Source organism: Streptomyces sp. NPDC001373, from assembly GCF_042895815.1.
GTDB lineage: Bacteria > Actinomycetota > Actinomycetes > Streptomycetales > Streptomycetaceae > Streptomyces.
Genome location: NZ_JBIAWQ010000005.1, coordinates 285,439 through 309,289 on the forward strand (window position 1 = coordinate 285,439; position 23,851 = coordinate 309,289).

The 23,851-nt window shown below is 74.5% G+C and carries 17 protein-coding genes, 1 tRNA gene and 1 pseudogene; 8 read left to right on the plus strand and 11 right to left on the minus strand.

All coding sequences use genetic code 11. The features are described 5' to 3' along the window. Positions 1-21: 21 nt before the first annotated feature. Positions 22-921 carry a transketolase family protein gene (locus ACFY15_RS14610; protein WP_390686822.1) on the minus strand — a complete coding sequence of 300 codons (900 nt, stop codon included), beginning with the start codon at positions 919-921 and terminating at the stop codon, positions 22-24. 9 nt (positions 922-930) lie between these two features. Then, positions 931-1,632, minus strand: coding sequence for a transketolase (locus ACFY15_RS14615; RefSeq protein ID WP_390686823.1), 702 nt, complete (start codon positions 1,630-1,632; stop codon positions 931-933). A 157-nt stretch (positions 1,633-1,789) separates the two neighbouring features. Between ACFY15_RS14615 and ACFY15_RS14620 the strand changes: the two genes are divergently transcribed. Then, positions 1,790-1,863: transfer RNA gene (locus ACFY15_RS14620), tRNA-Pro, on the plus strand. A gap of 159 nt (positions 1,864-2,022) precedes the next feature. Next, positions 2,023-3,654, plus strand: a complete 1,632-nt coding sequence (locus ACFY15_RS14625) for an MFS transporter (protein ID WP_390686824.1) — start codon at positions 2,023-2,025, stop codon at positions 3,652-3,654. 145 nt (positions 3,655-3,799) lie between these two features. Here the strand turns inward: ACFY15_RS14625 and ACFY15_RS14630 are convergent, their stop codons facing one another. The 4 genes and pseudogenes from ACFY15_RS14630 to ACFY15_RS14645 form a co-directional block, all read right to left on the minus strand. After that, positions 3,800-4,222, minus strand: a complete 423-nt coding sequence (locus ACFY15_RS14630; protein ID WP_390686825.1) for a hypothetical protein — start codon at positions 4,220-4,222, stop codon at positions 3,800-3,802. 63 nt (positions 4,223-4,285) lie between these two features. Then, positions 4,286-4,690: an SHOCT domain-containing protein gene (locus ACFY15_RS14635; protein WP_390686826.1), complete on the minus strand. Its 405-nt coding sequence runs from the start codon at positions 4,688-4,690 to the stop codon at positions 4,286-4,288. A gap of 155 nt (positions 4,691-4,845) precedes the next feature. Beyond that, positions 4,846-5,424: a potassium channel family protein gene (locus ACFY15_RS14640; protein WP_390686827.1), complete on the minus strand. Its 579-nt coding sequence runs from the start codon at positions 5,422-5,424 to the stop codon at positions 4,846-4,848. Positions 5,425-6,131: 707 nt separating this feature from the next. Next, a pseudogene (locus tag ACFY15_RS14645) lies at positions 6,132-7,412 on the minus strand (diacylglycerol/lipid kinase family protein); the annotation flags it as partial. Positions 7,413-7,667: 255 nt separating this feature from the next. Between ACFY15_RS14645 and ACFY15_RS14650 the strand changes: the two are divergent. The 6 genes from ACFY15_RS14650 (at position 7,668) to ACFY15_RS14675 (ending at position 15,949) form a co-directional block, all read left to right on the plus strand. Further along, the gene (locus tag ACFY15_RS14650) at positions 7,668-10,271 is read left to right on the plus strand and encodes a LuxR C-terminal-related transcriptional regulator (RefSeq protein WP_390825577.1); all 2,604 of its coding nucleotides are present in this window, start codon (positions 7,668-7,670) and stop codon (positions 10,269-10,271) included. Between the two features lie 126 nt (positions 10,272-10,397). After that, on the plus strand, positions 10,398-10,595 hold the full coding sequence (locus tag ACFY15_RS14655; protein ID WP_045950669.1) for a hypothetical protein: 198 nt from the start codon (positions 10,398-10,400) through the stop codon (positions 10,593-10,595). 46 nt (positions 10,596-10,641) lie between these two features. After that, positions 10,642-12,051, plus strand: a complete 1,410-nt coding sequence (locus ACFY15_RS14660) for a DUF2252 domain-containing protein (protein ID WP_390686829.1) — start codon at positions 10,642-10,644, stop codon at positions 12,049-12,051. Between the two features lie 52 nt (positions 12,052-12,103). Beyond that, on the plus strand, positions 12,104-13,453 hold the full coding sequence (locus ACFY15_RS14665) for a hypothetical protein (RefSeq protein WP_390686830.1): 1,350 nt from the start codon (positions 12,104-12,106) through the stop codon (positions 13,451-13,453). A gap of 114 nt (positions 13,454-13,567) precedes the next feature. Beyond that, a complete protein-coding gene (locus ACFY15_RS14670) occupies positions 13,568-14,536 on the plus strand; it encodes a hypothetical protein (RefSeq protein ID WP_390686831.1) in 969 nt (322 codons plus the stop codon). 126 nt (positions 14,537-14,662) lie between these two features. After that, the gene (locus tag ACFY15_RS14675; RefSeq protein WP_390686832.1) at positions 14,663-15,949 is read left to right on the plus strand and encodes a phosphatase PAP2 family protein; all 1,287 of its coding nucleotides are present in this window, start codon (positions 14,663-14,665) and stop codon (positions 15,947-15,949) included. On the opposite strand, the gene ACFY15_RS14680 is transcribed toward ACFY15_RS14675, so the two are convergent. From ACFY15_RS14680 to ACFY15_RS14700, 5 genes are all read right to left on the minus strand, one after another. Continuing rightward, complete coding sequence (locus ACFY15_RS14680; protein WP_390686833.1) at positions 15,859-16,845, minus strand: SigB/SigF/SigG family RNA polymerase sigma factor; 987 nt, start codon at positions 16,843-16,845, stop codon at positions 15,859-15,861. The genes ACFY15_RS14675 and ACFY15_RS14680 overlap by 91 nt on opposite strands. A gap of 83 nt (positions 16,846-16,928) precedes the next feature. Continuing rightward, positions 16,929-19,220: a SpoIIE family protein phosphatase gene (locus tag ACFY15_RS14685; RefSeq protein ID WP_390686834.1), complete on the minus strand. Its 2,292-nt coding sequence runs from the start codon at positions 19,218-19,220 to the stop codon at positions 16,929-16,931. Positions 19,221-19,229: 9 nt separating this feature from the next. Beyond that, on the minus strand, positions 19,230-22,250 hold the full coding sequence (locus ACFY15_RS14690) for a HAMP domain-containing protein (protein WP_390825578.1): 3,021 nt from the start codon (positions 22,248-22,250) through the stop codon (positions 19,230-19,232). Between the two features lie 181 nt (positions 22,251-22,431). After that, complete coding sequence (locus ACFY15_RS14695) at positions 22,432-23,532, minus strand: glutamate--cysteine ligase (RefSeq protein ID WP_390686835.1); 1,101 nt, start codon at positions 23,530-23,532, stop codon at positions 22,432-22,434. A gap of 66 nt (positions 23,533-23,598) precedes the next feature. Then, complete coding sequence (locus ACFY15_RS14700; RefSeq protein ID WP_390686836.1) at positions 23,599-23,829, minus strand: hypothetical protein; 231 nt, start codon at positions 23,827-23,829, stop codon at positions 23,599-23,601. Between the last annotated feature and the right edge of the window lie 22 nt (positions 23,830-23,851).

Consider the following 23,851-nt stretch of genomic DNA (forward strand, 5'->3'; position numbering starts at 1 on the left):
CCCGCCCCGACCGGCGCCCGCTCAGCGCAGGAAGGCCGTGATCCGCTGCCGCAGCGACCCGGCGTCCAGCCCGTGGGCAGCGGTGTGCTCCTCGATCGTCCCGAACCGGCGCAGCTCGGCGCGCCCCACTCCCAGCGGCAGCACCCGGTGTGGGACGTCGAGCAGCGCCTGGCCGGCGGCCGCCGCGGAGGTCCCGGCCAGGTACGGCTCCACCAGGACCACGTCGGCCGAGGCCTGCCCGGCGGCGGTGCGCAGGCCGGCGTCGTCGAAGGGGCGCACGGTGGCGGCGTACAGCACCGTGAGGTCGAGGCCCTCGGTCGCGGCGAGGACGTGGTCCAGCATCGGTCCGACGGCGAGCACCACGCCCGCGCGCCCCTCCCGCACGGTCTCGAAGCGCGGATCGCCGGCTGCCGGGCGCGGGGCGGAGTTCGACATCTGGGAGAGCCGGACGTAGACCCGGTCGTCCCCGGCGGCGTACGCGTGCCGCAGCAGGGCCTCCGCCTCGTCGGGGTGGCCGGGCACATGCACGGTCCAGCCGTCCAGGGTGTCCAGCAGGGCCACGTCCCCGGGGGCCATGTGGGTGTACCCGCCGGCCGGCCAGTCGTAGCTCGCGCTGGCGCTGACCAGGACCCCGCCCGTGCCCTGGTGCCCGAAGTCCAGCTTGACCTGTTCGAACGGCCGCTCCACCAGGAAGCTGGCGAAGGTGTGGACCACCGGCCGCATCCCGGTGAGGGCCAGGCCGCCGCCCACGCCCACGAGCAGCTGCTCCCGGATGCCGACGTTGATCACGCGGTCGGGATGGCGCCGCTGCGCGGGCCGGAACCCGTCCATGGTGATCTCGGCGAGCACGAGGGCCAGCCGCGGGTCCTCGCCGAGCACCTCCGACGTGACCGAGACGAACCGCTCCCGCATGGTGTCCATGGATCCCCCTCAGAACTTCTTCTCGACGCGGGCGACGACGGCGTGCGGCCGGCCCGGATGCGGTGTGGTGAAGGCGGCGTGCAGCGCCGCGTGGTCGCGCCCGTCGACGGTGGCCGTGCTCCAGCCCGCCGCCTCGAAGCGGGAGGCGATGCCGCCGGGCCGGCCGTGGGTGGCGGAGTCGTTGTCGACGACCACGGCGTGCAGGGCCTCCAGACCCGCGGCGCCGGCGTAGGCGATGGCCTCGTGGTTGCTGCCCTCGTCGAGCTCCGCGTCCCCGGTCAGCACCCACACGGCGGGCTCGTCGAGCCCCTGCGCCCGCAGTCCGAGGGCGCTGCCCACGGCGAGCGGCAGACCGTGCCCGAGGGAGCCGCTGGCGATCTCCACGCCGGGCACCAGGAGGCGGTCGGGGTGGTGGCCGAGGGGGGAGTCGAAGGTGCCGAAACCGGGCAGCCAGTCCACGGGGAAGAACCCCTTGGCGGCGAGCACGGCGTAGTAGGCCATGGGCCCGTGCCCCTTCGACAGCAGGAACCGGTCCCGTCCGGGCTCCTCGGCGCTCTCGGGCCCGACCCGCAGCACGCGGTCGTACAGCACCCACAGCACGTCCAGAGTGGAGGTGGCGGCGGGTCCGTGCTTCTCGTCCCCGGTCATGAGGGCCATCAGGCGGCCCAGGTCCTCGTAGCGGAAGCCGGACTCCGCGGTTGCGTGTGTCATGGAGGAACCATGCGACCTCAAGTCGACTTGAGGTCAAACGTCCGCCGCCCGGCCCGCCGGATCCGGCCGTCCCGGGAAAGGTGCGCGCGACCACCCGCGGAAGTGCGGTATGGTTCTCATGCCGGTTCGGCCGGGGGAAACCCCAGGTCAGCGGCATCGGGACGTGGCGCAGCTTGGTAGCGCACTTGACTGGGGGTCAAGGGGTCGCAGGTTCAAATCCTGTCGTCCCGACTTGCGAGTACGCAGGTCGGAGGCCGTATCGGAATCATCCGGTACGGCCTTGGTCCGTTTCCGGGCCGGTGGGGGACCCAGGGCCGTCGGCGGGTGCCGGAGGGGATGCGCGGGCGCGTCGCCGCCGGGCGGCCGCAGGCGGCTGGGATGCTGGCCCGCATGGCTTCCGGAGGCACCCCGCCGCGTCCGACGTCCCCTCGGACCACCCTGCTGGCGCTCGCGTCCGCGCAGTTCCTGATGGCCCTGGACAGCTCGGTCATGAACGTCTCCATCGCGACCGTCGCGGCGGACGTGGGCTCGACCGTGACCGGGATCCAGGGCGCCATCACCGCCTACACCCTCGTCATGGCGATGTTCATGATCCCCGGCGGGAAGGTCGGGGCCCTCATCGGCCGCAAGCGGGCCTTCATGATCGGCGGTGTGGTGTACGGCTGCGGGTCGTTCACGACCGCGATCGCACCGAACCTGCCCGTGCTCCTGCTGGGCTGGTCGTTCCTGGAGGGCATCGGGGCGGCCCTGATCCTGCCCGCCATCGTGGCCCTGGTCGCCCAGAACTTCGCCCCCGAACGGCGGCCGGCCGCATACGGCCTGGTCACCGCGGCCGGCGCCGTCGCGATCGCGGTGGGGCCGCTGATCGGCGGGCTGGCGACGACCTACTTCTCGTGGCGGTGGGTCTTCGCCGGAGAGGTGGTCCTCGTGATCGTCGTCCTGCTGCTCTCCCGGCGGGTGGCCGACGCGCCGGCCGAGGCCCGGCCCTCCATCGACCTCGTCGGCGCCCTGCTGTCCGTGCTCGGTCTCGGCCTCTTCGTCTTCGGCGTGCTGCGTTCCGGGGAGTGGGGCTGGTTCCTGCCCAAGGCCGACGGGCCGTCCTGGCTTGGGATCTCGCCCGCCGCGTGGCTGATGTGGGCCGGGCTGTTCCTGGTCTGGATCTTCCTCTCCTGGGAGCGCCGCGTCGCCCGCCGCGGCCGGGAGCCCCTCGTGGACCCGGGCCTGATGGGAAACCGGCAGCTGACCGGCGGGCTGACGATGTTCTTCTTCCAGTACCTGGTGCAGATGGGCGTGTTCTTCCTCGTCCCGCTGTACCTGTCGGTCGCGCTCGGCCTGTCGGCCCTGTCCACGGGGGTGCACATCCTGCCCCTGTCGCTGACCCTGCTGGCCGCGGCGATCCTGATCCCGAAACTGCTGCCGGACGTGTCCCCGCGCCGGGTGGTGCGCCTCGGGGTCCTGGCGCTGCTGGTCGGCGCGGTGGTCCTGATGGTCGCGCTCGACGTCCACGCGGGTCCCGAGATCGTGACCCTCCCGCTGCTGCTGATCGGACTGGGCATGGGCGCGCTGGCGTCCCAGCTCGGTTCGGTCACCGTGTCCGCCGTGCCGAACGAGCGGAGCGCCGAGGTCGGCGGCGTGCAGAACTCCGTGACGAACCTCGGTGCCTCCATCGGGACGGCGCTCGCCGGATCGGTCATGCTCGCGGGGCTCACGACCTCGTTCCTCACCAGCATCGAGCAGAACCCGGCCGTCCCGGACCCGGTCAAGACCCAGGCGTCCGCCGAGCTCCAGAGCGGGGTCCCCTTCCTCTCCGACGCCGCCCTCAGGACCGCCCTCGACGAGGCGGGCGCGAGTCCCCAGGTGTCCGACGCGGCCCTGGAGGCCAATGCGGAGGCCCGGCTGGACGGGCTGCGCGCGGCACTCGGGATCCTCGCCGTCACCGCCCTCGTCGCGCTGTTCTTCACCCACCGGATTCCGTCCGTCCAGCCCCGCTCACCCGGCGGAGCCCCCGCCCCGCAGGGGTGACCCCCGAAACCCCGGCCCCCCGACGCGCGGCGCCGGTACGCGGCGTGCCGCGTACCGGCGTCCGGCGCCCTGGGGCGCGGGGGGGGGGGGGGGGGGCTGGGTGGGTGGTGCGGGCCCGGTCCCGGTCCGGGGGTTCATGGTCCCGTCATCGCATGTCCTCCGGGGAGATGATGCACAGCGCCCAGATGATGAAGCCGCTGAGGGCGATGGCGATGATGGCCCAGAACGGGTAGTAGGGCAGGGACAGGAAGTTCACGAGGATGACGAGGGCCGCGATGGCGATTCCCGCGATCCGCCCCCACAGCGGTGCCTTGAAGAGGGCGATTCCCACGATCACGGCGATGATGCCGAAGATCAGGTGCAGCCATCCCCAGGTGGTGAGGTCGAACTGGAAGACGTAGTTCGGCGTGCGGACGAACACCTCGTCCTCGACTATGCCCATGATGCCGCGGCAGATCCCGAGCACCCCGGTGATGAGCAGCATCACGGCGGCGAATACCACCAGCCCTCCGGCGGCCGCCAGGGTCGTGTCGGAGTGGCCGCGTGGCGTGGTCGGTGTGTGTGCCATGGTGATCCTTCTTCTTCACGGGCCGGTGCCTGGGGCCCGGCCGGCCGATGCGACGGGGACGCGCTAGCGCAGGATCTTCTCCTTGGCCTGCTGGTACTCGGCTTCTGTGATGGCCCCGCTGGCCCGGAGCTGCGACAGCTTGCCCAGTTCGTCGGCCTGGCTGCGGGGGGCGGCCGTCTCACGGATGTAGGCGTCCATGTCGGCCCGCTGTTCCTGGACGTGCTTGATCTCGCGCTGTCCCATGCCCTTGCCCCGGGCGATGATGTAGACCAGGACGCCGAGGAAGGGCAGGAAGACCACGAAGATCAGCCAGCCGGCCTTTCCCCATCCGCCCATCCCGTCGTCCCGGAAGATGTCGATGATGATGCGGAACAGCAACATGAACCACAGCACCCACAGGAAGATCCACAGGACCGTCCAGAACGCACCCAACAGGGGGTAGTCGTAGGCGAGGAGCTGGCTCTCCATCGTGCGCCTCCTTCATTCAGCACAGCGATGTGCGGGCGGGGCGGCCCCCGCCGATCGCCTTCAGGATCGGTGCGCCGGCGGGTGGTGCCTTCACCCGTGACGGGTGATTCGAGGGGCTCTCGGCGGCCCCGGCCCCGTCCCCGGACGCCGTACCGCTAGTCCGGATCCCGGGTGCCGGAGGTCTGGCGCCGGACGGCCGCCTCCACCGCGCCGAACAGGATCCGCGTGGCCACGCCGACGGCCACGATGTTGACCACCATCTGCGTCATCACCAGGATCCGCGCGGGCTCGGTCCAGGCCACGATGTCCCCGAAGCCGACGGTGCTGAAGACGGTGAGCGTGAAGTACAGGGCGTCGGTGCGGGTGAGGGGTTCGCTGAAGCTGCCGGGCGCGGACTCCTCGATGACGAAGTAGGTCGCCGAGTACATCAGCAGGAACAGCGGCAACGTGGTCGTGAGGGCCTCGACCGCCCGCAGCCGGGGGTGGTCGGAGCGGGTGATCGACCGGATCTGCAGGGCGAAGACGGCCGTGACGGCGCTCAGGCCGATGACGAGGGCGAGGACGTTGACGTCGCGCCGGCTGAAGGGCAGCAGGAAGTACGCCGCGACGAGGATCGTGGTGGTGGTCACGCACCGCAGGGCCACGATCAGCGCCGCCCGGCCCGGCCGGACGCCCCGGGGCGCCGCGGTTCCGGCGGGCGCAGTGCCTTCGGGCCCGGAGCCCGTCGCGTCCATCGCTGCCTCCTGCCCGACCGTCGTCACCCGTCCTGGGGGACAGCATGGACCACACCTCACCCGATCACGGGCATGCGGTGCCGGGGGCCCCGGTGTGCACACGGATGGGCGCGCGTCGCCGTCCGTCAATGGGACAGGGCCGACTTGGCGGCCACGATGACGGCGCCCAGCACCAGGTTGACCGCGGCGGACACGGCGACCAGGCGGCGCGGCGCCCCCGTGCGCACCGATCCGGCGACGGCCCATCCGATCTGGCCGCACAGGGCCACGCCGAGCGCCAGCCACACCGTCCCCTTGAGGTCCAGCCCGAACACCGGGCCGAGCGCCACGGCCGCGGCCGGCGGCACCGCGGCCTCGACGACGGACCGCTCGTCCTTGCACACCGTCCGGAACTCGCGCCAGGTCAGGTGACCGTTGGTCAGCGAGATGCCGAACAGGTGTGCGTAGACGTGAGCCGCCCAGAACACCAGCCCCGTGCACAGCAGCAGCACGGCCAGCTCCACCCGCGGGTACGCGCCGCCCGGCACGCCGGCCCCGACGATGACGGAGGCGGCCAGCATCGACCCGTAGACGGCGCCCATGTAGTCGACGGGTGCCCGGTCGGGTGGGCGGTGCCAGTGCCAGTGCGGCTTGTGGGGCACGGCCGCACCGGCCGCCGTCCGGGTGGCGCCCCCCGGCCCGGCGGGCGGCTCCGGCGGGCGGCGGCCCGCCGCCCGGCCCATCGTCAGGGCCAGCCGGCGCACTCCGGCCCAGTCCATCGGGACGCCGGCGCGGTTCCCCGGCCGGTGCCGGGGCACCACGACGCGCAGCGCGCCGGGCTCGACGCGGCAGCGCACGGGGGCCGGGAGCATGATCGCCTCGCCGTCGATGCCGACGCGCACCTGCGGCGCGTCGGAGTCCACCTCCACCTCGCGGGCGGTCAGCGAGGTCAGCCCCGTGGACCGTGCGCCGCGCAGGACGCCCGCGGCCTGGGCGGCGTTGTTCACCTTGACCGCGAGGACGCCGAGGACGCCCGTGTCGAGCCGGCTGCGCCGGCCCAGGCCCGCCGTGTCGCCGGTCCCGTAGGGGTTGTTGCTGACCAGGACGGCCTGCGGGCCGTCGACCGCGGTGTCCCCGGCCCGCACCGTCAGCCGGGGGCCGGTGTGGTGCGCCAGCAGGTCCGGCAGCAGGCTCAGCGTCGTACGGACCTTGTCGTCCCGGTACGCGGGGCTCTGGACCACCTCGGCGTAGGTGCCGAAGGAGGCGTTGTTGACGAAGGCGCGGTCGCCGACACGGCCGAGGTCCACCCGCAGCTCGACGCCGTCGGTGAGGGCGTCCAGGCAGGTCGACGGGTCGCGCCGGTCCAGGCCGAGGTCCATCGCGAAGTGGTTGCGGGTGCCGGCGCTGACGACCAGGAACGGCACCCCCCGCTCGGCGGCGACGGCGGCGACCAGGGCCTGGGTGCCGTCGCCCCCGGCGACCCCGACGAGATCGGCGCCGCGGTCCACGGCGCGGCGCGCGAGCTCGGTGACGTCCTCGTGGCGGTCGGGGTCGAGCAGCACCACCTCGGCGCCGAGTGCCTCGGCCTTCTCACGGAGGCGGAAGGCGCCCACCTTCCCGCCCCCCGACCGCGGGTTCATGATCAGGAAGGGGTGCCGGGGCGGCCGTGCCGGACGCCCGGGCATGCGGGAGCGGCCCTCGTCGGCCAGGGCCGACCGCCCCGCCGCCACGGCAAGCCCCCACAGGGCGACCGCGCACAGCGCCACCCACAGCAGCTCCGCGCGCACGTACGAGACGACCACGGTGACGGGCGACGCCACGGCGAGAGCCAGGGCCATCCAGCGGACCGGCCCGCGGTGGGCCAGGAACAGCCACACGGCCGCCGCCGTGACGGCCATCCCGGCCAGCCCCACCGCCACCAGGACGATGCCGCGCAGCCCGGCGAAGACCAGCATGACGACCAGCGCCGCCGTGCCCGCCAGCAGCGCCAACCGGGCCTTGGCCTGCATGCTCACGCAGCCCACCTCCACTCCGCGGGACACCACGACCCCTCCATTGGCCCCCCTGCCCGCCCGGTCCGCATCGCCCGGGCCGGGCGATGTGCGCGGCGTGCGATCAAGACGGCGGGACGTGACCATGGAGGGGCACTGCTCGGGGCCCCGCCACCGCTCGGCAGCGGCTCCGGCGGCGGGGCGCGGACACGGACACCAGGGGCCGGAGGAGGCCCGTGCCATGACGAGCCGCCCCACCGGGGGTATGACCTCATGACCGTGCCTCTGACCGGCGACCCCTTGCTGGCCGCCAAACTCGCCGTGCCCTTCCACGCCCCCGGCCTGGTGCGCCGGCCGCGGCTGCTGAACCGGCTCGCCCTGGGCACCCGGGGACCGCTGACGCTGATCACCGGAGCGCCCGGGGTCGGCAAGACCGCCCTGGCCGCCTCCTGGGCCCGGTCCGCGTCGGCCGCCGACCCGGTGGTCTGGGTGACCCTGGACGAGGACGACACCCCGGGTGTCTTCTGGGCCTACGTCGTCGAAGGGCTCCGGCGCTCCGGGGCCCTCGCCGAGGACGACCTCGGCACACCCGTCTGCGCGGACGACGTCGACCGCTCGCTGCTGGTCCGTCTCGCCTCCGCGCTCGAACTCGCCCCCGCCCCGCTCGTGCTGGTCGTCGACGGGCTCGACAAGGCCCCCGGCAGCACCGTCCCCGAAGGCCTGCGGTTCGTCTCCGAGCACGCCGGTCCGGCCCTGCGGCTGGTCCTCATCAGCCGGGAGGACCCGCCGCTGCCGCTGCACCGCTACCGCGCCGAGGACCGCGTCCACGAGATCCGCGAGCACGACCTGGCGTTCACCCGCAGCGAGGCGGTCCAACTCCTGCGCGGCCAGGGGGCCGCCCCCGACGACGACCTCGTGGACCTCCTCCTGGAGCACACCGAGGGCTGGGCCGCGGGACTGCGCCTGTGCGCGCTCGCGATGGCGCGCTCCGAGGACCCCGCCGCCTTCGCCCGCTCCTTCACCGCCTCCGAGCAGGCGGTCTCCGACTACCTCCTCACCGAGGTCCTCGCCGCCCAGCCCGAGCCGGCCCGCGAACTGCTGCTGTGCACGGGCATCCTGAACCGGGTCCACCCCGACCTCGCCGCGGCCCTCACCGGCCGGAGCGACTCCGGCCGCATCCTCCAGGACCTGGCCCGCTGCCACGCGTTCGTGGAACCGCTGCCCGGCACCCGGTGGTACCGCTTCCACCCCCTGTTCGCCGAGGTCCTGCGCGCCCACCTGCGCAGCAGGCAGCCCGAGCTGGAACCCCTGCTGCACCGCCGCGCCGCCCGCTGGTACGCCGAACAGGGCCGCAGCGCCGAGGCGGTGGACGAGGCCGCCGCGGGCGGCGACTGGAGCTTCGCCGCCGCCCAGACCGTCCAGCACCTGCTGGTCGTCCCCCTCCTCGCCGGCTCCGGCGCCTCCCCGTCCGCCGACACCTTCTCCCGGATGCCCGACGACGTACCCGGCGCCCGGGCGGCCCTCGTCGCCGCCGCCTGCCGCATGGCCCGCCAGGACGTCGAGGGCTGTCGCTCCCGGCTCGAACGCGCCGAGGAGGCACCGGGCGGCACCGCACTGGACGCCGAGCCGGCCGACGGGCTCACCGCCGCCCTGCTGCGGCTGCTGTCCGCCCCCGGCGCCGCCGACGAGCAGGCGCACCGGGTGACCGAGCTCCTGGCCCGCATACCGTCCGAGGAGCGCGCCCGCCACCCCGAGCTGGAGCCCCTGCGCCTCTACGGCCAGGCCTGCGCCCGCCTGCGCGGCGGCGGCCTCCAGCCCGCCCGCGAGCTCCTCGAACAAGCGGTCCGGGCCTGCCGCGGAGACGCCGCGGTCCTGCTGCGCCACCGGTGCCTGGGGCGGCTGGCGCTGGCCGACGCCGTCGCCGGAGAGCTGACCCGCGCCGAGGAGCACGGCGCCGCCTCCCTGGCCCTCGCCGACCAGCACGGCATCCCGGAGTCCCACCGCTCCGGCGCGGCGGGCCTGGCGCTCGCCGCCGTGGCCCTGGAACGGGAGGAGGTCACCGCGGCGGCCGGCCACCTCGACCAGGCGGACCTGCTCCCCGACACCCGGCGCGACCCCGACCTCCTCGTCGAGAGGTCGGTGCTCCGGGCCCAGCTGGAGATCGCCCGGGGCGCCTGGGACGCCGCCCGCACCCACCTAGACGGCCACCTCGAGGGTGCGGCCGCCGCCTCGCCCGGGCCGGCCGCGCGCCTGGCCGTCGCCCACGCCACCGCGGCCCTGGCCCGGGGGGACGTCGACGCGGCGGCCACTGCCCTGGACCACGTCGGGGCGGACGACGCCCCGCCCTCGCACACGGTCGCCCTGGCACAGGTCCGCGCCGCCGCCGACCACCCCGTACAGGCCCTGCAACTGATCGAGACCGCGGAGGATTCCGGGGCGGTGACCGTGCCCGACCGGGTCCGCCTGCTCCTGCTCCGCGCCCGCCAGGCGCTCCTCGACGGACACGAGGACACGGCGCGGGACCTGCTCGTCCAGGCCCTCGACACCGCGCGCCCCGAGGGACTCCGGCGGCCGTTCACGGAGGCCGGCCCCTGGGTGCGGCACCTGGCCGCCGGCCTCGACGGGCGCAGCGGCTCCTACGCCTGGCTCGGCACCCCGCACGCCGCCGCCGACCGTCCGCTGGTCGAGGAGCTGAGCCCCCGTGAGCGGGAGGTGCTCCAGCAGGTGGCGCGGATGATGTCCACCGACGAGGTGGCCGCCGAGCTCCAGCTGTCCGTCAACACCGTCAAGACCCACCTGCGCGGGATCTACCGCAAGCTGTGCGTCTCCCGCCGGCGCGACGCGGTGGAACGCGCCCGCGAACTGCACATGCTGTGACCCCGCCGACACCCGCGCGGCCGTTCCTCACCTGCGACGGGTGAGGTGCTCCGGCGGACCGGCGGCCACGATGGACGTGGCGGGCCCGACCGGGCTGCGGCGACTGGGAGAGAGGGACGGCTGCCCATGCGCTACGAATTTCGGATCACGGGCCGCGTGTCCGAGCCGGTCTCCCACGCCTTCCCGGAGCTCCGGGAGTTCCCGGCGGCCCGTCAGACCCTCTTCTTCGGCACCGTGACGGACGAGGCACACCTCTACGGCCTCCTCGGACGGTTCCGGGACCTGGGACTGCACGTCGAGGAGATGCGGCGCCTGCCCGACTGACCGGGCAGGGCGCCCAGGACCCACGCAGGCAGGAGGCGGGAGCACCGTGACCACGTTCCCAGTCGCCCCGGGCGACGCCCCCACACCGGCCGACCGGGCCGAGCGCGGCAAGCGGGCGCGGGCGGCCGTACCGCGGTCCGGGCAGGCCGGCTTCGACCCGGGGCCCGACCGGTCCGACCCCGTCGAGGTCCTGCTGGCGCAGGCCGCGTCACGAGTGCCGGAACTGGTGCCCATCCGGCACGGACGGATGCTGAAGTCGCCCTTCCACTTCTATCGGGGCGCCGCCGCCGTCATGGCCGCGGACCTCGGGCGCGCACCCCACACGGACCTCACCGTGCAGCTGTGCGGGGACGCCCACGTGATGAACTTCGGCCTCTTCGCCTCGCCCGAGCGCTCCCTCGTCTTCGACGTCAACGACTTCGACGAGACCTACCCCGGTCCCTTCGAATGGGACGTCAAGCGGCTCGCGGCGAGCCTCGCCGTCGCCGGCCGCGAGAACGGGTTCGCCCCCCAGGACCGGGCCGCCGTCGTGGCCGAGGCCGTCTCGGCTTACCGGCGCCGGATGCGGCGCCTCGCCGAGATGCGCGTCCTGGACATCTGGTACGCCCAGGACGACTCCGAGGAGCTCCGTCTGATCGCCGCCCAGGGCGGGGACCGCATGCTGCGGCGCACGGACCGGACCCTGGCCAAGGCCCGCGGCAGGGACCACCTCCAGGCCCTCGCCAAGCTCACCCGCCGCGTCGGCGGGGAGCTGCGGATCGCTCCCGCCCCGCCCCTGATCGTGCCCCTGTCCGACCTTCTGGACGACGCCGCACGCACGGACCAGGACTCCGCCGTGCACGCCCTCGTCGAGGCGTACGCGCAGAGCCTGTCCCCCGAACGCCGCGAACTGCTCGCGCGCTTCCGCCTGGTCGACGTCGCCCGCAAGGTCGTCGGCGTCGGCAGCGTCGGCACGCGCTGCTGGATCATCCTGCTGACCGGCCGGGACGAGGACGACCCGCTCCTGCTCCAGGCCAAGGAGGCGCGGGACTCCGTCCTCGCCCCCTACACAACCCCCGTGGACTACGGGAGCCAGGGCCGGCGCGTGGTGACGGGGCAGCGGCTGATGCAGGCCGCCAGCGACATCTTCCTCGGGTGGATGCGCGTCCGCGGCATCGACGGCATGGAGCGCGACTTCTACGTCCGCCAGCTGTTCGACTGGAAGGGCTCCATCCCCGCCGAGTCGATGCGCCCGGAGGGCCTCAGCCTGTTCGCCCGGGCCTGCGGCTTCTCCCTCGCCCGGGGCCACGCCCGGTCCGGTGACCCCGTCGCCATCGCCGGCTACCTCGGCATGGCCGACACCTTCGACCGGGCGGTCGCCGCCTTCGCCGAGGCGTACGCCGAACAGAACCTGCGCGACTACGACGCGTTCCTCGAAGCCGCCCGAACCGGCCGCGTGGCCACGGCCGAGGGCTGACCGACCGCCCGCGGACCGCGGCGGCGGGCACCGAGAACTGGGAGGACGAACCATGGACCCGACTGCCCCGGTCCCCTCCGGCCCCGAAGGGCCCCGCCCTCCGCTCAGCGCGGAGGAGCACGCGGAGTACGAGCGGCTGCGCAAGGCCGCCTCGGTGCGCCATCGGCGCCTGCGCTACGCGGGCGCCTCGGTCCTGCTGCTGCTCGCGCTCCTGCTGTCCCCGATCGCGGTCGTGTCCGCCTGGGTGGACGACACGATCACCGACACGGACCGGTACGTGCAGACGGTGGCCCCCCTCGCCGACGAGCCCGCCGTGCAGAACGCGGTCAACGACAAGCTGACCGCCCGCGTGGTGGCCAACGTCGACGTCAAGGCGATCACCGAGGCCCTGGGACGGGCCCTGAAGCAGGCTGACGCCCCGCCCCTGATCGTGGAGAAGTCGCAGGCCCTGGAAGGTCCCCTGAAGAGCGCCATCACCTCGGCGGTCCACGCCGTGGTGGCCAAGGTGGTGGCGAGCGACCAGTTCGAGACCGTCTGGACCGAGGCCAACCGGCGGGCCCAGTCCGCCGTGGTCAAGGTGCTCACCGGCGAGGGCTCCAGCGCCGTCGTGTCCAAGGGCGACACGATCGTCCTCGACCTCGGCACCCTCACCGACCAGCTCAAGGAGCGGCTCACCGACGCCGGGTTCGAGAAGGCGTCGGCGATCCCCGAGGTGGACAAGCAGATCCCGCTGCTCAAGGTCGACAAGCTGGACAAGGCCCAGGACGCCATGCGGCTGCTGAACGTCGTGGGCGTCTGGCTGCCCGTGGTGGCCCTCGCCCTGGCGGCCCTCGCCATCTGGTGCGCCCCCGCCCACCGCGTGTGGCTGATGGCCACCGCCATCGGCGTGGGCGTGATGATGGGCGTGCTGCTCGTCGCCCTGGCCGTGGCCCGGCGGATCTACCTCGACTCCGTACCGCCGGAGACCCTGCCGCCGGACGCGGCCGCCGTCATCTACGACACCTTGGTGCGGTTCCTGCGGGAGAGTGCCCGCACGCTCATCGTCGTCGCCCTGATCACCCTGCTGGCCGCGTACCTGTACGGGCCGGGGCGCGGTGCCCGGGTCGTGCGCACCGAGGCCGGCCGGGCCACCGGCGCCGGAGGCCGCTATCTGGAGCGGCTCGGCGTGCGGACGGGTTCCACCGGGCGGTGGCTGGACGGGCACCGTCCGTGGACGACCGGCGTGGTGATCGGGGCCGGAGCGCTGACCCTGCTGCTCTGGAACCATCCGACGCCCGCCGTCGTGGCCGTCGTCTTCGGGATCGTGGTCCTCGTCCTGGTCCTGCTCGGCGTCCTCGCGGCCGCCCCGGGCGACAGGGCGCACCCCGGCCGGGAGGCCGGCCACCCCACCCGCGGCGGGTGATGCGGATCCCCGACGCACGGGGAGCGTGGAACAGGTCACGCGGACGCCGTCCCGGACACCGGGGCGGCGGTCCGACGGAGGCGAACGACCCCGACGGCGCCGAGGAGGCGCGGTATGGCGGCCACCCCCGAGACCCCCGAGGGGGCGCCCGAGGTCCTCCTGCGCGCGCTCGTGCGCAGGCCGGACCGGATGCCCGAGCTGCTCGCCGGCTTCGCCCTGCGGCACGCCGGACCGCGTGCCGCACGGAGCGTGGCCCGGCTGCGCGCCGAGCGGCCCGACGCGGACGCCGGCGCGCTCGGCGCCGAGGCGGTCGCCCGCGGCATCCGCCGGACGGTCGCCGAGGGCGCCTTCGTCGGCGGCCCGTTCCTCCTCTTCATCCCGGTCGCGTTCTGCGCGGCGCTGCTGAGCCAGGCTCGAACGACGCTGGAGCTGGCCGCGGTGGCCGGACGCGACCCCACGGCGCTTCGGCGGGGCGCCGAGCTCCTGGTGCTGCAAGGGGTCTACGCGGACGAGGACACCGCGGAGCGGGCCCTCGCAGGGCGGGAGGGCGTCGGCGACGGGCCGCCGGAGCCGCCCGACGACCTCCCGCGGCGCCGCAGGCTGGCGACCCTGACCGCCCTGACGCTGCGCATGGCCAAGCTCCTCGGGCTGATGCCGCCCCGCCCCCGGGACGGCCGCCCGACCGCCCGCGAGCGGCTCGGCCTGGTGGGCCGCTGGACCCTCCTGGGGGTGACGATCCTGGTGGGCACGGTGGTCCCGCTGGTGTGGCCGCCCTACATGGCGGTCTCCTACCGCAGGGCGACCCGACAGGTCCTTGGCCGGGCCGCCGCGTACTACCTCGCCGACGCGCCGCCGCCGCAGCGCGGCGCCGGCTCCCGTCTGGAGCCCGGCATGCTGGCCGCCGTCGCCCGGGCCCTGATGTTCGTGGTGGTGCCGGTGTTCCTGGTGGCCGCCGTCGACGTCGGCAACCTCCGGATCGCCGGGAGCACCTGGCCGGTGGCGGCCCTGGTGGTGATCGCCGCGGCCCTCCTGACCGGCGGCCTGTGGCACTACCGGCGCCGGCGCCGCCGTCCGGGGGACTAGCATGTGCGGACCGACCATGACCAAGTTGAAACATGAACATCGGCTGAAGAATTGATATCTGCGATATCGCGAGCGGTTTCAGGAACAGACGGGGGAGACGGACGGGAGGCCCGGAGCCGGACCCGGGTGGTGCTGTGGGCTGCCGTCGTCGCGGTGGGCCTGGGGTTCCTCGTCGCCCTGGAGATCGCCTCGCGCCACTACGGCACGCCCGGCCCGATCACCGCCCAGGCGCGCGAGGTGTTCTTCCCGCCCCGCTCGGGGACGGTGCTCTACGCCGCCATGACGCTGATGCTCGTGGCGCTGCCCTGGCGCCAGCGGTTCGTCGCCGTCGGCGCCGCGGTCGGCATCGACCTGCTCTTCTGGCTCGGGCGCTGGGCGGCCGGCACCCCGACGATGTTCGGCAACGGCGCGCTGATCGTCACCCTGGCCTGCGCCGTCATCGCCGTCACGCGCCGCACCGGCCGGGAGCGGGTCCTGCTGCTGAAGGGCGTCGGGCTCGCCCTGCTGCTGGTCGCGGGCCGCAAGACCGGCTACACCTGGCTCGACATCACCGCGAAGACCCGCCCGATGGTGCTCGACCAGTACGTGGCCACCGCCGACCACGCGCTCGGCAACCCGTCGTGGGTGGCCGGAAGGATCGTGGAGGCCACCGGCGCGGTCGGCGCCCACGTCCTGGACTGGGTCTATATCCAGCTCGCGGTGGGCGCGGTCGTTGTCGCCCTCCACCAGTTGCGCAACGTGGCCGCGGAGCGCCGCTTCCCGGTCCACCACCTGGTGCGCACCTTCCTGGTGATCGGCCTGCTCGGACCCGGCATCTACATGGTCTTCCCGGTGGTCGGGCCGATCCTCGCCTACGGCGCCGACGGCGGCCAGTGGGCCCTCGCGGACCTCTGGCCGAACACGCCGCCGCCGCTCGGCACCCCGCAGGCGATGCCCTTCGACGGGTTCACCCCGCGCAACTGCATGCCCAGCCTGCACACGGCGTGGGCCACCGCGATCTTCATCCACTCCCGGAAGGGCCCGCGGGCGCTGCGCTGGCTCGGGTCCTTCTGGCTGGTCGCCACCCTCGGGGCCACGCTGGGCTTCGGCTACCACTACGGCGCGGACATCCTCGCCGGCGTGGTCTTCACGGTCACGATCGAGACGGCTCTGCGCACCTACGACCGCGGCCGGGACCGGCGGGGGATGCTCCTGGCGGGCTACGGCGCGGCTGTCTTCACCGCGCTGCTGCTCTCGTACCGCTTCCTGTCGCAGGAACTGGCCGCGCTCCCGTGGCTGTGCGGGCCGCTGCTCGTCCTGGCGACGGCCTCGGTGGTCTACGGCTACGTGCGGACCACCGGGCCGTGGGACCGCGAGGCCCCGCCGGTGACCCTGCCGCAGCCGCGGCGCGAGGCACAGCCCGAGCTGGTCTGAGCGGCGGGTTCCGGCTCCGGGGGCGGGTCGTCCGTCAGCAGGCCCGTGCGCAGGGCCGTGAGGGTCCGGGTGAGCAGCCGGGACACGTGCATCTGCGAGATGCCGAGGCGCTCGCCGATCTGCGACTGCGTGAGCTCCTGGCCGAAGCGCAGGGACAGGATCTCCCGGTCCCGCTCGGGGAGCCGGGCCAGCAGCGGCTTGAGGGACTCCAGGCATTCGATGCGCTCGTAGACCGGCTCCTCCTCGCCCAGCGGGCGCTGCGCGGTGCCGGAGTCGCCGTCCTCCTGGGCCGGTGCGTCGAGGGAACGCGAGGCGTACACCCGGGCGGCCCGGCGGCCCTCCGCCAGCTCGGCCTCGGTCAGCCCGAGCCGGCCGGCCAGCTCGGCGTCGGTGGCGGCCCGGCCCAGGTCCTGCTCCAGCTCGTCGGAGGCCTTGGCCAGGTTCAGGCGGAGCTCCTGGAGCCGGCGCGGCACCTTCACGGCCCAGCTGGTGTCGCGGAAGAAGCGCTTGATCTCGCCGGTGACGGTGGGCAGCGCGAAGGTGGTGAACTCCACCCCGCGGGTCACGTCGTACCGGTTGATGGCCTTGATCAGTCCGATCGTGCCGACCTGCACGATGTCCTCGAAGGGCTCGCTGCGGCCGCGGAAGCGGCGGGCGGCGTACTTGACGAGGCTGAGGTTCAGCTCGACGAGGGTGTTGCGCACGTACGCGTACTCGGGCGTGCCCTCCTCCAGGGCGCCCAGCCGGCGGAACAGGTCCCGCGAGAGGGTCCGGGCGTCGGCGGTGCTGGCCTTGAGGGGCTCGGCGAGGAGGTCCGCCACGGGCTCCCCGGGAATCCCCGGGGGCTCCTGCGGCGGGGCGGTACGGCGGATGGGGGTCTGCTGGATGCGGGTCATGGGACGGACCTCCGGCCCGTGTCGACTGTCAAATCATTGATACCCGTTCCATGGGCTATGACCCTTTTTGTCTGCGGGGTGGCTCAGGCAACCCGCACCACCACCAGGCTGGTGTCGTCGTCGGTGTCCCCGAGGACCGCCGCCATCAGCCGGTCCGCGAGCTCCTCCGCCGGGTGGGGACGCAGCCGCTCGGCCGCCCGGCGCAGCGCCTCCAGGCTCTCGTCCAGCCCCAGGTGCCGGCGCTCGATGAGCCCGTCCGTGTACAGCAGCAGGGTGTCCCCGGAGTGCAGCTCGGTGGCCGTGTCGGAGTAGCCGGCCCCCGGCAGCGCGCCGAGCAGGACGTTGTGCGCGCCCTGGAGGAAGCGGGCGCGCCCGCCGCGCAGCAGCAGCACCGGGGGATGACCGGCGCCCGACCAGCGCAGCGAGCGGTCGGCGGGGTCGAACAGGGCGCACACCGCCGTCGCCGTGGGCTGCCCGGGCGTGCGCAGGGCCACCTCGTTGAGCCACTCCATCAGCCGCCCCGGGGGGTTCCCGGTGAAGGCCAGCCCGTGCAGCGCTCCGCGCAGGGTGATCATGGCGGTGGCCGACCCGATGCCGTGCCCGGCGATGTCCCCCACCGTGACCAGCACCTTCCCGCCGGGCAGCGACTGCACGTCGTACCAGTCGCCGCCCACCCGGTACTCCACGGCCGCGGGCCGGTAGCGGGCCGCCACCCGCAGCCCGGGCGGGGTCTCCAGCGACGGCGCCTCCGGCACGATGGCGTGCTGGAGCCCCAGCACCAGGTGGTCGCGCAGCTCGGCCTCGGTCCGGGCGGCGGACAGCTGGTCGTACGTCGCGGTGAGCGCGACCTCCGTGTGGTGCTGCGTCGAGACGTCCTGGAACACGCCGACGAGCCCGGTCAGCTCGCTGCCCGTGAGCACCGGCTCGGCCGACACGCGGACCCGGCGCACCCCGCCCCCCGGCCGCGCCACCCGGACCAGGACCTGCCCGCCCTCGTGCCGGTCGGCGAGCGAGGCCAGCAGGCCGTCCAGCCGCGCCGCGTCGTCCGAGTGCAGCCGTGGCCCCAGGGCCCGCAGCGGCACGGCCGGATCCTCGGGGTGCAGGCCGAACACGGGATACGCGTGGGCGCTCCACACGGTGGAGCCCGCGACGAAGTCCTCCTCGAAGACGGCCAGCTGGTCCAGCCGTGCCAGCGCCCGGGTCACCGGCGCGCCGCGCCGGTCGTCGGCCCGCCACAGCACCGCGGCGCGCCCGCCGCCCAGGGGCAGCACCCGGACCTCGGCCAGCACGGGCTCGGCGGCCTCCCCGGGCCTGTGGCGCGCGTCCGACGGCGCGCCCGGCAGGGCGGGGGCGTACTGCGGGGCGCCGGTGGCCCCGGCCCGCGCGATCAGGCCGACCAGTTCCTCGTAGACGGCGGGGAAGAGCTGGGCGACGGGTCGCCCGACGGGGGCCGGTACGGGACCGAGGGCGCGCACCGCCGCGGGGTTGACGTAGTCCACGGTGTGGGCCCGCCCGAAGCCGGCGGCCGCCCGGCCCCCCGCCGGGGACGCCACGCCGACGACCATCGCCGGCAGGACGAGCTCGGCGAGGACGGTGGTGAGCCGGGGCACCGGCCCCGGGCCGCAGCCGCCCCGGTCCAGCACCTGCCCGGCCGGGCGGCACAGGGCCGTGACCGTGGCGCGCACGGCGCCGTCCAGGGCCCGGGCGCCGGACCAGACGGCCAGCGCCAGGCCCACGGTCCGCCCGGCGCGCTCCAGGGGGACCAGCCCCCGGGCCGCGTCGGCGGCCGGACCGGGCAGCCGGCCCTCCGCGCCGGGGCCGTCGGGGAACCACGCGGGCAGGCCGACCGCGAGCGTGCGGTGCAGCGGCCCGCCCGTCTCGGGAGGGACCCAGCGCCAGTGACCGGCCTCCAGCGGGCTCGCCCCGGCCTGCCCGGCCAGCTCCAGGCACTCGGTCTCCGTACGCCGCCACAGGTACACGGATTCGACCCCGAGCCGCCGCAGGCCGCTCTCCAGCAGCGCCGACGCAGCGGCGTCGGCGCTGTCGGAGGTCACCACGGCCGTGGTGCCCCGGCGGATCCGCCGGGCCTCCGGCGCCGGCAGCGCCCCGGGATCCGGCCCCGCGTCGCGTCCGGCGTCCGGGCCGGCGGCCCCGTTGACGATGTCCGCCGCGAGGTCGGTGGCGCTCAGCCCCGTCGACACCGCCAGCTTCAGGAGGTGGTCGGCCGCCTCGGCGGGGGACAGGGACATCCGGCCCATGAGCACCCCGCAGGCGAGGTCCATGAGGCTGCGCCGGGCCCGGTCGGCGTGCAGCGCCGCCACCTCGGCCGTCAGATCGGCGACGGCCGAGGAAAGTCCGCTCTCGGGCTGGTCCATGACGGCCCCTCAGCGGGGTGCCAGCCAGGTGCGCAGGGCGGTGAGCAGCCGGTCGGGGGCGACGGGCTTGACCACGTAGTCGGACGCCCCGGCGGCCAGGGCCTCCGTCCGGTCGCCCGGCATCGCCTTCGCGGTCACCACCACCACGGGCAGCCGGGCCAGCCGGGGCATCGCGCGGATGGCCCGGGTGGTGGCGTAGCCGTCGAGGCCGGCCATCGTCAGGTCCATCACGACCAGGTCGACCTCCGGGTGCGCGGCCAGCAGCCTGATCCCGGCCTCGCCGTTGTCGGCGGTCAGCACCTGCATCCCCGCCGACTTGAGGACCTCCGTCAGGGCGTAGACGTTGCGCGCGTCGTCGTCGACCAGCAGTACGGTCCGGTCCCGCAGCCCCTCGTCGTCCACCGGCGCGGCCAGGGAGGGGGCGCCGACGGCCTCGTCCGGCTCCTCGTCGGCCGTGCCCGGGGCCTGCGGCGCCCGCTCCCTCCCGCCGCGCTCCGGCAGGTAGAGGGTGAAGCAGGTGCCCTGGCCCATCGTGCTCTCCACGGTGATGGTCCCGCCGAGCAGCTTGGAGACCTTGCGGCTGATGGACAGGCCCAGCCCGGTGCCGCCGTACGCCCGGTCGGCGCCGCTGTCGCCCTGCTGGAAGGCGTCGAACACGGACTCCAGCTGCTCGGCGGGGATGCCGATGCCGGTGTCGACGACCCGGAAGGCGAGGACGGGGCCCGCGCCGCGCAGCGGAGCGGGCACCTCCTGCGCGTCGGCGTGCTGGACGCGCAGGGAGACCTCGCCGGTCCGGGTGAACTTCAGGGCGTTCGAGACCAGGTTGCGCAGCACCTGGCGCAGCCGGCTCTCGTCGGTGATCAGCCCCTCGCCCGCCGACGGAGGCGCGCTGACGGTGAACTCCAGGCCCCGCTCGTCCGCGACGGGCCGGAAGGTGACGTCGACGTAGTCCAGGACGCGGTGCAGCGGGACCGGCTCCGGGTGCACGTCCATCCGTCCGGCCTCGACCTTCGACAGGTCGAGGATGTCGTTGATGAGCTGGAGGAGGTCGGAGCCGGCCGAGTGGATGACGGTCGCGTAGTCCGCCTGCTTCTCCGTCAGATTGCCCTGGGGGTTCTGGGCGAGGAGCTGGGCGAGGATCAGCAGGCTGTTGAGCGGGGTCCGCAGCTCGTGGCTCATGTTGGCCAGGAACTCCGACTTGTACAGGGAGGCCCGGGCCAGCTCCCGGGCGCGCTCCTCCAGCTCCTGGCGTGCCTGCTCGATCTGGTGGTTCTTGCGCTCGATGTCCCGGTTGCGGTCGGCCAGCAGCGCCGCCTTGTCCTGGAGTTCGGCGTTGCTGCGCTGGAGTTCGCGCTGGCGGGCCTGGAGCTCCCCGGACCGGGCGCTCAGCTCGGCCGTCAGCAGCTGGGAGCGCTCCAGCAGCTCGTCGGTGCGGGCGTTGGCGGTCAGGGAGCTGACGTTGACGCCCAGGAGCTCGGTGAACTGCTCCAGGAAGTCGCGGTGCAGCGGGGCGAACGGGCGCAGGGACGCGAGCTCCAGGGCCCCGAGCACCTGCCCCTCGAAGACGATGGGCAGCACGATCAGGGTGGAGGGGTCGGCCGATCCCGTCCCGGTGAGGACCGGCGCGTAGCCCGGCGGCAGCTCGTCCACCACGACCACCCGGTGGTCGGCGGCCGCCTGCCCGACCAGCGACTGGCCCACGCGGAAGCGGCGGGGGGCCGCCGCGGGGTCGTCGGGCAGCCCGTACGAGGCGATCGCGACCAGGTGGGGGGCCTGGCCCTCGGCCCGGTCGGAGCCCGCGGCGCCTTCGGCGCCGTCGGGGCCGTCGGGGCTCTCCTGGGCCAGGAAGAAGCAGCCGTACTGCGCGTGGACCAGCGGCGGCACCTCGCGCATGATCAGCCGCGCCACCGTGGTCAGGTCACGCCGTCCCTGGATCCCGCCGGAGATCCGGGCGAGGTGGGTCTTGAGCCAGTCCTTCTCCTCGTTGGCCCGGGTGGTGGCGCGCAGCGACTCCACCATGGAGTTGATGTTGTCCTTGAGGGCCCCGACCTCCCCGGGGGCCTCGACGGTGACGGTCCGGGTCAGGTCGCCGCGGGCCACGGCGCTGGTGACCTCGGCGATCGCCCGGACCTGGCGGGTCAGGTTGCCCGCGAGCTCGTTGACCTTCTCGGTGAGCCGGCGCCAGGTGCCGGAGACGTCGGCCACCTCGGCCTGGCCGCCGAGCCGTCCCTCGCTGCCGACCTCCCGCGCCACCCGGGTCACCTCGGCCGCGAACGAGCCCAGCTGGTCCACCATCGTGTTGATCGTCGTCTTCAGCTCCAGGATCTCCCCGCGGGCGTCCACGTCGATCTTCCGGGTGAGGTCGCCCTCGGCGACGGCCGTGGTGACCTGGGCGATGTTGCGGACCTGGTTGGTGAGGTTGTCCGCCATCGAGTTCACGTTGTTGGTGAGGTCCATCCAGGTGCCCGAGACCCCGTGGACGGTGGCCTGGCCGCCGAGATTGCCCTCCGTGCCGACCTCGCGGGCCACCCGGGTGACCTCCTCCGCGAACGACGACAGCCGCTCGACCATCGTGTTGATGGTCTCCTTCAGCTCCAGGATCTCCCCCCGCGCGTCGACCCTGATCTTCTGCGTGAGGTCGCCCCTGGCCACGGCCGTGGCCACCTGGGAGATGTTGCGCACCTGCGAGGTCAGGTTGTCGGCCATGCTGTTGACGCCGTCGGTGAGCTCGCGCCACACCCCGCCGACGGGCGGCACCCGCGCCTGGCCGCCGAGCCGGCCCTCGCCGCCGACCTCCTGGGCCACCCGGGTCACCTCGGTGGTCACCAGCGACAGCTGCGCGACCATCCCGTTGAAGACGGACGCGATGTTCCCCGGCAGACCGCCGGCGTCCTCCGGCAGCCGGGTGTCCAGGTTCCCGTCGCGGACCGCCATCAGGCCCGCGAGCAACTGCTCCAGCGTTCTGTCAGTCTCGTCCATGGCCAGTCCCCTAGCGGAGCCGTCGCCCTCCACTGTGACACGGGACGGCACCTCGCGCGCATGCCCGCACCGGGCCCTTCTGCTCCGTACCGGTGACGCGGCGGCCGCATCACCGGCTTCGCCGCGGTGCCGCCGCGCCGCCGGCGCTCCGGACACGTGGGGGACTGCCTCGACCGGCCGGCCGTCGGCCTGGCCGCGCTGATGGCGGTGTCCACCCTCCGTCCCGACCCGGCTACACGGAGGCGGTCATGTCCGCGAGCGAGTCGACCACCTCGGTGAGGCGGCCGTGCCGGCTCAGCGCGGCGCGCTGCCGGTCCGCTCCGCAGCCCTCGTGCCGCAGCCGCCGCAGCAGCTCCTCCACCAGGGCCAGGTCTCCGGTGCCCTCCAGCCCGGGTGCCGCGACGGCCAGGAGGCGGTCCACCAGCGTGCCGGCGGGGAGGCGTTCGCCGCTGAAGGGGTCGAGCCCCCAGCCGTGCAGCCCGTTGGCCGCGGCGAGCTCGTGCGCGGCCCGCAGCCGCCGGTCGGAGACCTCGGGGGGCGGCTGTTGGTGCTCGGCCTCCGCGAGCATGCCCTGCGCGAGGCCGCGGACGAGGGCGGTCACGAGGACCACCGTGTCGACGTCGGCGTTGGTGTCGGCGACGCGGATCTCCAGGGTGGGCACGTGCTCGGAGGGGCGGGCGTACCAGTAGAGCATCCGCCGGTCCATCAGGACGTGGTGCTCGACGAGGGAGCCCACGTACGCCTCGTACTGGGCCTCGCGCATCACGGGGGCCGGGCCGACGGTGGGCCAGCGGGAGAACTTCTTGTGGCGCCAGCTGTCGAAGCCGGTGTCCCGGCCCAGGATGAAGGGGGAGTTCCCGGTGAGGGACTGCAGGACCGGCAGCCAGGGGCGCATGCGGTGGGACAGGGCCAGGGCGGTGGCCCGGTCCATGGTGCCGAGGTGGATGTGGCAGCCGCAGACCAGGCCGTCGTACGGGTCGACGAGCGAGGCGAAGTGGCGGGCCATGCGCCGGTAGCGGTCGCTGTCGGTGACGGCCAGCGGCTGGTCGGGCGGTACCGCCGGGGTGCCCGTCGCCACCAGCCGGCACCCGTACTCCTCGGCGGCCGCCACGGCGGTGCGCCGCAGCCGCGCCAGCTCGGCCCGCAGCCCGGCCGTATCGCCGACCGGCAGGGTGCACACCTCCACCTGGGCAGCGAAGAACTCCGACTGGACCTGTTCGCCGAGCTCGGCCGCAGCCGCCGCGATCACGGCGGGCGCCCGGTCGGCCGGACGCCTGCTGACCTTGTCGACCAGCAGGTACTCCTCTTCCACGCCCATCGTCAGCGGATCCATCAAGGTCTCCTCGCTGTGAACCCGGCGCCTACCCGCCCGCGCGGGCCGCAGTCGCGCGCACGCGCGTCAGCGGTCGTCGCGCATGTCGTCCAGGTCCTCCTCCCGCAGGTCCCGCATCACGTCGCGCAACGTCGCGTCCTCCCGGCCCCGCTCGTGCGCGACCTCGTCGGGGGTGCGTGGCCGCCCGCCCGTCCTCAGCTGCCCGGGACTCGGCGACCGCCCGCGGATCCGGCGCTCCCGCTCCTGCTCCGGGCTCCGGCCCCGCTCCTTCCTCTCGCCGTGCTGCCTGTCACCCATGACGCACACTCCTCTGCACCCC

Bases quoted from the DNA above. Each gene is read 5' to 3' on its own strand.
- ACFY15_RS14650 (WP_390825577.1), top strand. From the start codon at position 7,668: ATGACCGTGCCTCTGACCGGCGACCCCTTGCTGGCCGCCAAACTCGCC.
- ACFY15_RS14615 (WP_390686823.1), bottom strand. From the start codon at position 1,632: ATGACACACGCAACCGCGGAGTCCGGCTTCCGCTACGAGGACCTGGGC.
- ACFY15_RS14685 (WP_390686834.1), bottom strand. From the start codon at position 19,220: ATGGACCAGCCCGAGAGCGGACTTTCCTCGGCCGTCGCCGATCTGACG.
- ACFY15_RS14680 (WP_390686833.1), bottom strand. From the start codon at position 16,845: ATGACCCGCATCCAGCAGACCCCCATCCGCCGTACCGCCCCGCCGCAG.
- ACFY15_RS14655 (WP_045950669.1), top strand. From the start codon at position 10,398: ATGCGCTACGAATTTCGGATCACGGGCCGCGTGTCCGAGCCGGTCTCC.
- ACFY15_RS14630 (WP_390686825.1), bottom strand. From the start codon at position 4,222: ATGGCACACACACCGACCACGCCACGCGGCCACTCCGACACGACCCTG.
- ACFY15_RS14670 (WP_390686831.1), top strand. From the start codon at position 13,568: ATGGCGGCCACCCCCGAGACCCCCGAGGGGGCGCCCGAGGTCCTCCTG.
- ACFY15_RS14700 (WP_390686836.1), bottom strand. From the start codon at position 23,829: ATGGGTGACAGGCAGCACGGCGAGAGGAAGGAGCGGGGCCGGAGCCCG.
- ACFY15_RS14610 (WP_390686822.1), bottom strand. From the start codon at position 921: ATGGACACCATGCGGGAGCGGTTCGTCTCGGTCACGTCGGAGGTGCTC.
- ACFY15_RS14625 (WP_390686824.1), top strand. From the start codon at position 2,023: ATGGCTTCCGGAGGCACCCCGCCGCGTCCGACGTCCCCTCGGACCACC.
- ACFY15_RS14635 (WP_390686826.1), bottom strand. From the start codon at position 4,690: ATGGAGAGCCAGCTCCTCGCCTACGACTACCCCCTGTTGGGTGCGTTC.
- ACFY15_RS14695 (WP_390686835.1), bottom strand. From the start codon at position 23,532: ATGGATCCGCTGACGATGGGCGTGGAAGAGGAGTACCTGCTGGTCGAC.
- ACFY15_RS14665 (WP_390686830.1), top strand. From the start codon at position 12,104: ATGGACCCGACTGCCCCGGTCCCCTCCGGCCCCGAAGGGCCCCGCCCT.
- ACFY15_RS14640 (WP_390686827.1), bottom strand. From the start codon at position 5,424: ATGGACGCGACGGGCTCCGGGCCCGAAGGCACTGCGCCCGCCGGAACC.